General features: G+C 41.2%; 6 protein-coding genes and 1 tRNA gene. 4 read left to right on the top strand and 3 right to left on the bottom strand.

Translation table 11 applies throughout. From position 1 onward, the window contains the following. Together G4420_RS09495 and G4420_RS09490 are read left to right on the top strand one after the other, a co-directional pair. A partial coding sequence (locus tag G4420_RS09495) for a gliding motility-associated C-terminal domain-containing protein (RefSeq protein WP_163323404.1) occupies nt 1–4,673 on the top strand: 4,673 nt, incomplete at its 5' end. A 39-nt stretch (nt 4,674–4,712) separates the two neighbouring features. Then, nucleotides 4,713–5,663, top strand: coding sequence for a PorP/SprF family type IX secretion system membrane protein (locus tag G4420_RS09490; RefSeq protein ID WP_163323403.1), 951 nt, complete (start codon nt 4,713–4,715; stop codon nt 5,661–5,663). Between the two features lie 22 nt (nt 5,664–5,685). On the opposite strand, the gene G4420_RS09485 is transcribed toward G4420_RS09490, so the two are convergent. From G4420_RS09485 to G4420_RS09475, 3 genes are read right to left on the bottom strand one after another with little or no spacing between them, the layout of a single operon-like run. Continuing rightward, a complete protein-coding gene (locus G4420_RS09485) occupies nt 5,686–5,901 on the bottom strand; it encodes a (2Fe-2S)-binding protein (protein WP_163323402.1) in 216 nt (71 codons plus the stop codon). Further along, nucleotides 5,901–6,311, bottom strand: a complete 411-nt coding sequence (locus tag G4420_RS09480) for a secondary thiamine-phosphate synthase enzyme YjbQ (protein ID WP_163323401.1) — start codon at nt 6,309–6,311, stop codon at nt 5,901–5,903. The genes G4420_RS09485 and G4420_RS09480 overlap by 1 nt, the downstream gene beginning before the upstream one ends. Continuing rightward, nucleotides 6,311–7,093 carry an HD domain-containing protein gene (locus G4420_RS09475; protein ID WP_163323400.1) on the bottom strand — a complete coding sequence of 261 codons (783 nt, stop codon included), beginning with the start codon at nt 7,091–7,093 and terminating at the stop codon, nt 6,311–6,313. The genes G4420_RS09480 and G4420_RS09475 overlap by 1 nt, the downstream gene beginning before the upstream one ends. Nucleotides 7,094–7,238: 145 nt before the next feature. Between G4420_RS09475 and G4420_RS09470 the strand changes: the two genes are divergently transcribed. Further along, nucleotides 7,239–7,310: transfer RNA gene (locus G4420_RS09470), tRNA-Arg, on the top strand. A gap of 837 nt (nt 7,311–8,147) precedes the next feature. Continuing rightward, nucleotides 8,148–9,026: a helix-turn-helix domain-containing protein gene (locus tag G4420_RS09465; RefSeq protein ID WP_163323399.1), complete on the top strand. Its 879-nt coding sequence runs from the start codon at nt 8,148–8,150 to the stop codon at nt 9,024–9,026. Nucleotides 9,027–9,069: the final 43 nt, after the last annotated feature.

Below are 9,069 nucleotides of genomic sequence, written 5' to 3'. Positions count from 1 at the left end.
GCCCTGCTGATGCAACTCCTGCTACAAATACTTTGGCTTACCTTACCGCTAACGGCTTAACAATTACCGATGCATGTGGTACGGATAATCTTGTTGTTACCAGCTCTGATGCTGAACCAACCGGCGAATGCCCCTGGACAATCATCAGAACTTATACTGTTACCGATGCTTGCGGAAACGAAACTACTGCTCAGCAAACCATTACTGTTGACGATACTCAGGCTCCAATTATTGACAACATTAACCTAACCAACATTAACGTAGAATGCGGAATCGATCCGGCAAACAAATTGAGTGATTGGTTAGCAAACCACGCAGGAGCGACTGCAACTGATAATTGTGGAGATGTAACCTGGAGCCACAACTATGGCGAAAATGAAAATGTACAATGCGATGGTGGAGCAATAACCGTTACTTTCACCGCGACAGATGCCTGTGGAAACATCAGTACCACTTCTGCAAGCTATTCTATCCAGGATAACACAGCTCCAACTTTCAATGAAACATTACCAACAGCTGAAATTACTGCTGAGTGTGATGACGTTGCTGAGGCTGTTGTGCTGACTGCTTCTGACAATTGCGATACCGAGGTACCGGTTGTATTTACTGAGACCAGAACTGACGGTGATTGTGCAAACAGTTATACTTTAACACGTACCTGGACTGCTACTGACGACTGTGGTAATGAAACTTCATTTACACAAACGGTAGCTGTTTCTGACAACACAGCTCCAACTTTCAACGAAACAGTACCAACAGCTGAAATTACTGCTGAGTGTGATGACGTTGCTGAGGCTGTAATGTTGACTGCTTCTGATAATTGCGATACCGATGTTCCGGTTGTATTTACTGAGACCAGAACTGACGGTGACTGTGCAAACAGCTATACTTTGACTCGTACCTGGACTGCTACTGACGACTGTGGTAATGAAACTTCATTTACTCAAACAGTAACTGTTTCGGACAACACAGCTCCAACTTTCAACGAAACATTACCAACAGCTGAAATTACTGCTGAGTGTGATGACGTTGCTGAGGCTGTAATGTTGACTGCTTCTGATAATTGCGATACCGAGGTTCCGGTTGTATTTACTGAGACCAGAACTGACGGTGACTGTGCAAACAGCTATACTTTGACTCGTACCTGGACTGCTACTGACGACTGTGGTAATGAAACTTCATTTACTCAAACAGTAACTGTTTCGGACAACACAGCTCCAACTTTCAACGAAACATTACCAACAGCTGAAATTACTGCTGAGTGTGATGACGTTGCTGAGGCTGTAATGTTGACTGCTTCTGATAATTGCGATACCGAGGTTCCGGTTGTATTTACTGAGACCAGAACTGACGGTGACTGTGCAAACAGCTATACTTTGACTCGTACCTGGACTGCTACTGACGACTGTGGTAATGAAACTTCATTTACTCAAACAGTAACTGTTTCGGACAATACAGCTCCAACTTTCAACGAAACATTACCAACAGCTGAAATTACTGCTGAGTGTGATGCCGTTGTTGAGGCTGTTGTGCTGACTACTTCTGACAATTGCGATTCGGATGTTCCGGTTGTATTTACTGAAACAAGAACTGACGGTGACTGTGCAAACAACTTTACGTTAACTCGCACATGGACTGCTACTGACGACTGTGGTAATGAAACTTCATTTACGCAGACAGTAACTATTTCTGACAACACAGCTCCAACTTTCAACGAAACATTACCAACAGTAGAAATTACTGCCGAGTGTGATGCCGTTGTTGAGGCTGACGTGCTGACTGCTGCTGACAATTGCGATTCGGATGTTCCGGTTGTATTTACTGAAACAAGAACCGACGGTGACTGTGCAAACAGCTATACATTAACTCGTACCTGGACAGCTACTGACGACTGTGGTAATGAAACTTCATTTACACAAACTGTGGTTGTTTCTGACAACACAGCTCCAACTTTCAACGAAACATTACCACTAGCTGAAATTACTGCTGAGTGTGATGCCGTTGTTGAGGCTGTTGTACTGACTGCTTCTGATAATTGCGATTCGGATGTTCCGGTTGTATTTACTGAAACAAGAACTGACGGTGACTGTGCAAACAGCTATACATTAACTCGTACATGGACTGCTACTGACGACTGTGGTAATGAAACTTCATTTACACAGACAGTAACTGTGTCGGATAACACAGTTCCAACTTTCAACGAAACATTACCAACAGCTGAAATTACTGCTGAGTGTGATGCTGTTGTTGAGGCTGTTGTGCTGACTGCTTCTGACAATTGCGATACCGAGGTTCCGGTTGTATTTACTGAGACCAGAACTGATGGTGACTGTGCAAACAGCTATACTTTGACTCGTACATGGACAGCTACTGACGACTGTGGTAATGAAACTTCATTTACACAGACAGTAACTGTGTCGGATAACACAGTTCCAACTTTCAACGAAACATTACCAACAGCTGAAATTACTGCTGAGTGTGATGCGGTTGCTGAAGCTGTTATGCTGACTGCTTCTGATAATTGCGATTCGGATGTTCCGGTTGTATTTACTGAAACAAGAACTGACGGTGACTGTGCAAACAGCTATACATTAACTCGTACCTGGACTGCTACTGACGACTGTGGGAATGAAACTTCATTTACTCAAACAGTAACTGTTTCGGACAATACAGCTCCAACTTTCAACGAAACATTACCAACAGCTGAAATTACTGCTGAGTGTGATGGCGTTGAGGAAGCTGTAATGTTGACTGCTTCTGACAATTGTGATACCGAGGTTCCGGTTGTATTTACTGAGACCAGAACTGACGGTGACTGTGCAAACAGCTATACATTAACTCGTACATGGACTGCTACTGACGACTGTGGTAATGAAACTTCATTTACACAGACAGTAATTGTTTCTGACAACACAGCTCCGGCTTTCAACGAAACATTACCAACAGTAGAAATTACTGCTGAGTGTGATGCAATTGTTGAGGCTGTAGTGCTGACTGCTTCTGATAATTGCGATTCGGATGTTCCGGTTGTATTTACTGAAACCAGAACTAACGGTGACTGTGCAAACAGTTATACATTAACTCGCACCTGGACTGCTACTGATGACTGTGATAATGAGACTTCATTTACACAGACAGTAACTGTTTCGGATAACACAGCTCCTGAAGTTACCTGCAACGACATTACTGTCCAGTTAGATGCAAATGGTGTTGCAACCATAACTGTTGATGATATCAACGCCGGTACAACTGATGCTTGTAGTGGTATCGACACGATGTTTATCAGTCAGGAGACATTCTTCTGTGGCAGCGTTGGTGAAAACGAAGTTACATTAACTGCAATCGATGAATGCGGAAACGTTTCAACATGCACCGCTAAAGTTACTGTAGAAGAAGGTGAAGCTGATTGTGGTTTCGAACCGTTCAGAGCCAATGCTGATATTCTTACTTTAATTTTCTGCCCGGGTGGAACGGTTACAGGAGATATTGACCTATTTGCCAACGACCAAGGAGTTACCCGTGAAAATGTAAGCTTTAATATTCTTACCGATCTGCCGGACGGCGTGAGTGTTACAGATGGTGATTTACTTTATGTGAATGAAGAAGCTAACGAAGCTATAATTACATTCACTTACTCAGTATGCCACACGGTTAATACTGAAAACTGCGACACTGCTGAAGTAACTATTCACGTTCTTCTTGATAGCGATTGCGACGGCGTACCTGATAACGATGATATTGACGATGACGACGATGGTATTCTTGATATTATTGAGGAAGAAAATGCACTTGATCAAACATCATTGGATTCAGATGGCGATGGTATTGTAGACCGTTTGGACATTGATTCTGACAATGACGGTATCGTTGATAACATCGAGTGGCAATCAACAATTGCAGAAGATGGAGAATATGACTATATCCTTCCTTCGGGAACAGATTCAAATGGCGATGGATGGGATGATGCCTACGATCCTGCAAACAATGGTATTACTTACGAACCTTGGGATATGGACTTAGATGGTACACCAGACTATCTGGATACCAATACTGATAACGAAGGAGAAGACGACAATATTGAAGGTTGGGATGAATTCCCGAATGACTCTATTGCAGATGTAAGCTTCATTGGCAGCGATGCCGACCGGGATGGTCTGGATGACGCATACGATACTTACAATGCCATTACCGAAGGATGGTCGCGCGGATTAAATGCTATCGGTTCCGATGCATATCTGCAGGATACAGATGAGGACGGAGTACGCGACTGGAGGGATGCGGTTGATGACCGACCAGTACCTGAACAGTTTGCATGTGGAGAACCGGTTATTCCAAATGGTTTCTCTCCTAACCAGGATGGTTACAATGATTATTTCAAAATAATGATTTACTGTACAGGCGATCAGGGTGGCGATGAAGAAAGAGTACTCGGAGACGATTTCACTGATGCCAGAATAGAAATCTTTAACAGATGGGGTAACCTGGTTTATGAGCAGGAACGTTATGGAAATGAAGACTACTGGGGAGATGTTGATGCATGGTGGGACGGCAGATCGATGCACGATATGCAAGTAGGTAACGATCAGTTGCCAACAGCAACCTACTACTACATCCTGTACTTTAACGATGGAAGTAAAGAACCTATTACTGGATTCGTATTCCTAAATAATTAATTGATTAATTAATGAATGTCCAATCTGAAAAAATTTAAAATGATGAAAGCAAAATTAAATATAATCAAAGGTTTAGGGATTCTGGCAATAGTAGTAGCAGCATTTACCTCAAATGCCCAACAGGATCCGATGTTTACGCAATACATGTTCAATACACAAACCATAAACCCGGCTTATGCCGGTACATGGGAATCGGTAGGCTTTATGGCTCTTGGACGTCATCAGTGGACCGGTTGGGACGGAGCACCCACGACTTATACATTTTCGATACAGGCTCCACTAAAAAATGAACGTGTTGCGCTGGGTTTAAATGTACTTAACGATAAAACCGGATTGGAAAAACGTTTTTATGTTTTTGCCGATTACTCATACCTGGTTCCTGTTAGCGAAAAAACAAACTTGAGGTTGGGACTAAAAGGTGGTTTTACCAACTACTCGAACAATTTAGCAGAGTATACCATTTTAGATCCGGGCGATCCTAATTTTGCTGGTGAAATAAAAAATGCATTCAAACCAAACTTTGGTGTAGGTGCCTTTTTATACAGCAAAAGAGCTTATGTAGGTCTTTCAGTTCCGAAATTAGTGAGCACTACCTTTGAGAATGATATGGAAAGCTTTTCAGTTGAAGGAGAATTACGCCACTATTTCCTGATTGCAGGTGCCGTCTTTGATATGGGTGAGAATGTAAAATTCAAACCGACCATGTTTACCAAGGCATCGTTTACATCTGAAACAGGTACTCCGCTTCAGTTCGACCTAACAGGAAACTTCCTTATTAAGGAGAAATTCTGGCTCGGAGCCATGTATCGTACAGGATCTTCTTACGGTTTTATTGCCCAATGGATATTTGACCAAAAATTACGTGTTGGATATGCTATTGATTTTGCTACCAGCAATATGAAACATTACAGCAATGGAACCCACGAAGTAATGATCTCCTACGAACTAAGATTTAAGAAAGAAGAAGTTGTATCGCCAAGATACTTCTAGAAAAAATATTTTGATGTTGTGTTTAGAACCCGAGTCGCAGCTTACCTTGTTGTGGCTTGGGTTTTGTTTTTAAATGCTCTTCCACCAAACCATCAATAACAGGCAAACAACGACCACAGGATGTTCCGGCGCGTGTTAACGATTGAATCTGAGCAGTAGAATCGGCTCCTTTTACCAGCAGTTTTTTAATCTCTGCTTCATCAACAAAATTACACATACATACCAGCCTGTTCGCCATTATTTTTCAGAATCGATTAAGGTAATAACAATATTTCGGGGATTTCGGGGTCCGTCGAATTCACATAAAAAAATATTTTGCCAGGTAGATAAGCCCATTTTCCCATTCACGATCGGGATCGTTTCACTCGGTCCTACCAAACCTGCTTTCAGGTGAGAATCACCATTATTATCCTGCGCATCATGCTCCCAAACACCAGCGGGTATCAGTTTTTTCATCAGGCTAACCACATCATTCTGTACCGAATCGTCCCAGTTTTCCTGAATCATAATTCCAGCCGTTGCTCCCTGCACATAAACGTTTACCAAACCACTTTTAATACCTGCCATCTTCACTACGTCCTCCACATCAGAAGTAATGTCAACCAGTATATTATGTTGCAGTGTTGATACCGTTATGATTTTCTGCATCAGGCAATAAACTTATTTTCTACAAATACCTTTACTTTTCTATAGATTTCAATAACCGTATCGTTTTTAGGCATCGAGTTATAGATTTTCTCCAGGTAACGTTTTTCCATCATCAACTCGAACGATGGTCTGTAGTTTAAATCGTACACCCACGAAAGCTGCATAACTTTAATATCAAGTTCATTGGTAATGCTTTCTTTTGCCACCGGGGCGCCTTTCAATATTTGTTTCGAGACATCTTTTGATACCGTTCCTCCTTTTGGCATTTCCCAGGTTAAAGTATGATTTGGCGTTGCCTTCGGATTGGAATAATAATCGGTTATAACACGAAGGATATCCAACTTATCGGCATCGCGGATAAGTTTGGCAAAAAGCCGTTCTTTATCCGTCATGTCCTTTGTAAGCCCCAACTTATTGTGTTGCCCGATTGCCAGGAATATCAATTCCACCTGGCCGTCATCCAAATCATTAAAAAAGTCGCCTTGTTGTAAAACTTCAATTCCCAATTCGGCATGATCAACCGATTTGGCATCATTAAAAGTGTTGTATTCCTTCAGCTGCCTAAACCTTCCAATATCGTGGAATAATCCAATTAAATAGGCTAATTGAGCTTCCGTTCCGTTAAGCTCCATATTTTTGGCCAATAATATAGCAAGATCAGCAACACGCAGTGAATGATTTTTCTTTATCTCGAAATTTGTAAGTTGATCTTCGCTAAGCCCTGTAAATGAGTCAACGTAATCGTTAAACTTCTTTATGGCCAGTACTGTTTTCTCCTCCATAGTCATAGCTTTATGCCGACAAATGTAGCGATATAAAAAAATGTGCGATGATTGAAGAGGGCGATTTTATCAACATTTATTGGTAAGCTAACTTGCAATTGCACGATGCAAATTCGGGAATTTTGTTACTTTTGCAGCCGATACCGGTCCCATAGTTCAATGGATAGAATACAAGATTCCGGTTCTTGCGATCTGAGTTCGAATCTCGGTGGGATCACACGATATAAAAAAGTCGTAGCTATTATTTAAAAGGTTACGACTTTTTTCGTTTTTATCTAAACGAGATTTTAGCTCACTGCTTTGTCAATAAAAAGTCGCTCCTGTTTTTCTCCACCTGACATTCCGTGTCATGTACTCTCCCCCTTTGCCGTACTAACTTTGCCTGCGAAACAATTTTTTAAACGAGATAAACATGAAAACAACTATTGAAAAATATCTGGCCGCTGGTGCAATTCTTATGGTAGCTTCATTTTTCACACTTGTAACGATGCTGCTTATACATTCATAATTCAGCAATTCCCAAATTGGGCCAAACTCCAATTGCATCTACTTCAACCTGCTCCCCATTGATTTCAATTACCTGAAGATCCGGGTAATAGTTGTATTTAATGGGTATTCTAGTTCATTTGCAATTCAGAGGAAATTTAAAATTGGAAGTCTACAGAGTGCGTTTGTCTTTGTAAGGTAAGAGTAGAGATTATATTCAGAACTTTTTTCTTTGGCTTTAACCTGTAAAAAAAAAGACCCCGGCTATATTACCCGGAGTCCAGATTGTTTATGCTGTTTTGTGTTTCAACCGTTTCCTGAATGTTGAACTTTTTTCAATCGAAGAGTCAATGGCTATCAGCAAAGAACAGATCTTTGCTGCGGCCATCTTCCTCCCCCTGAGAATCAGAACTCTTTTCCGATTTCGTTATCGAGAGCCCTGTGTATTCTGTTCGCTTTAAAAACTTTCGCAAGCAAAAATACAGCAGACCGGCAAAACCGGATATGACACTCAATGTCAGGTTGATATAAGTCATATTTTCACTATCTTTAATTCATGACACACGATATGAAAAAGTACTTTTCCTTAAGTGAGTTACTGGTAGATTACCGCAAACACCGCAAGCTAACTCAAATTGATTTTGCAGCCATGCTCGATGTGGATGTACGGACTGTAATCCGTTGGGAAAAAAACGAGAGCCTGATAAAAGCTGATAAGGAAAGAATTTTGATCGAAAACATGGGAATTCCACACCAGGTAGTTCGTAACCTGAATACCGAACAACCCATTCCTGTATATTTTGACTTTAAACGCTGGTTGTACTCGCTAACACTGTTGTCGAGCGTGGTAAAAAGTGCCAAAGAATTCAAGACTGATGAAGAGCTGCATACGACACGAATTGAAACTCTGGCCGATGATAAGGATTTTGATTTTATTACTTACATCCAACGAAACCAGAAAAACTGTAATCCGCTTAGTCGCGATGTGATTAAAACCGCAGCACGCTTACTACCTGATTTAAACTTCGTTATTCGCGACCAATCGGGTTATCACGGCGGGCATGTTTCGATATTGCCACTGAAATACGAAGTTTATAAGCAGATAAGGGATCAAAAAATGCTGGAAAATCAGATAACCACAAACGATCTGTCGCGCCACTACGACGAAGAAAATCCGGTATTTTACTTTTATTCGATCTATTCTAATTCGCTTGACAACACTTATTACCTTATCAATAAGATGTTATTCTACTTTAAAAAAAGGGAAGAATTGAAGAATTATATTTTGGCAGGTGTTACGTTTCAAAACCTGAAAGTAGGCCATTTTCAACAGATGGGATTCCAGGTGATTTGGGAAAAGAACGTAGATGGACATCCCGATCATGTTGCCACCTTCCTGTCAGGTAATTTTAATCGTTTTTTCTCCAACGAAACAGAGTTCTTTTAGCCATTCGAAGTGATCCGTTCCAGTATATAAATTGATCATTCAA

The sequence above is a fragment of the Draconibacterium mangrovi genome, from assembly GCF_010586825.1.
Lineage (GTDB): Bacteria > Bacteroidota > Bacteroidia > Bacteroidales > Prolixibacteraceae > Draconibacterium > Draconibacterium mangrovi.
This window is presented reverse-complemented; position numbering and strand designations above follow the sequence as displayed.

Excerpts from the sequence above, each read along its gene's own strand:
- G4420_RS09490 (WP_163323403.1), top strand. The coding sequence starts at position 4,713 with ATGATGAAAGCAAAATTAAATATAATCAAAGGTTTAGGGATTCTGGCA.
- G4420_RS09465 (WP_163323399.1), top strand. The coding sequence starts at position 8,148 with ATGAAAAAGTACTTTTCCTTAAGTGAGTTACTGGTAGATTACCGCAAA.
- G4420_RS09475 (WP_163323400.1), bottom strand. The coding sequence starts at position 7,093 with ATGGAGGAGAAAACAGTACTGGCCATAAAGAAGTTTAACGATTACGTT.
- G4420_RS09485 (WP_163323402.1), bottom strand. The coding sequence starts at position 5,901 with ATGGCGAACAGGCTGGTATGTATGTGTAATTTTGTTGATGAAGCAGAG.
- G4420_RS09480 (WP_163323401.1), bottom strand. The coding sequence starts at position 6,311 with ATGCAGAAAATCATAACGGTATCAACACTGCAACATAATATACTGGTT.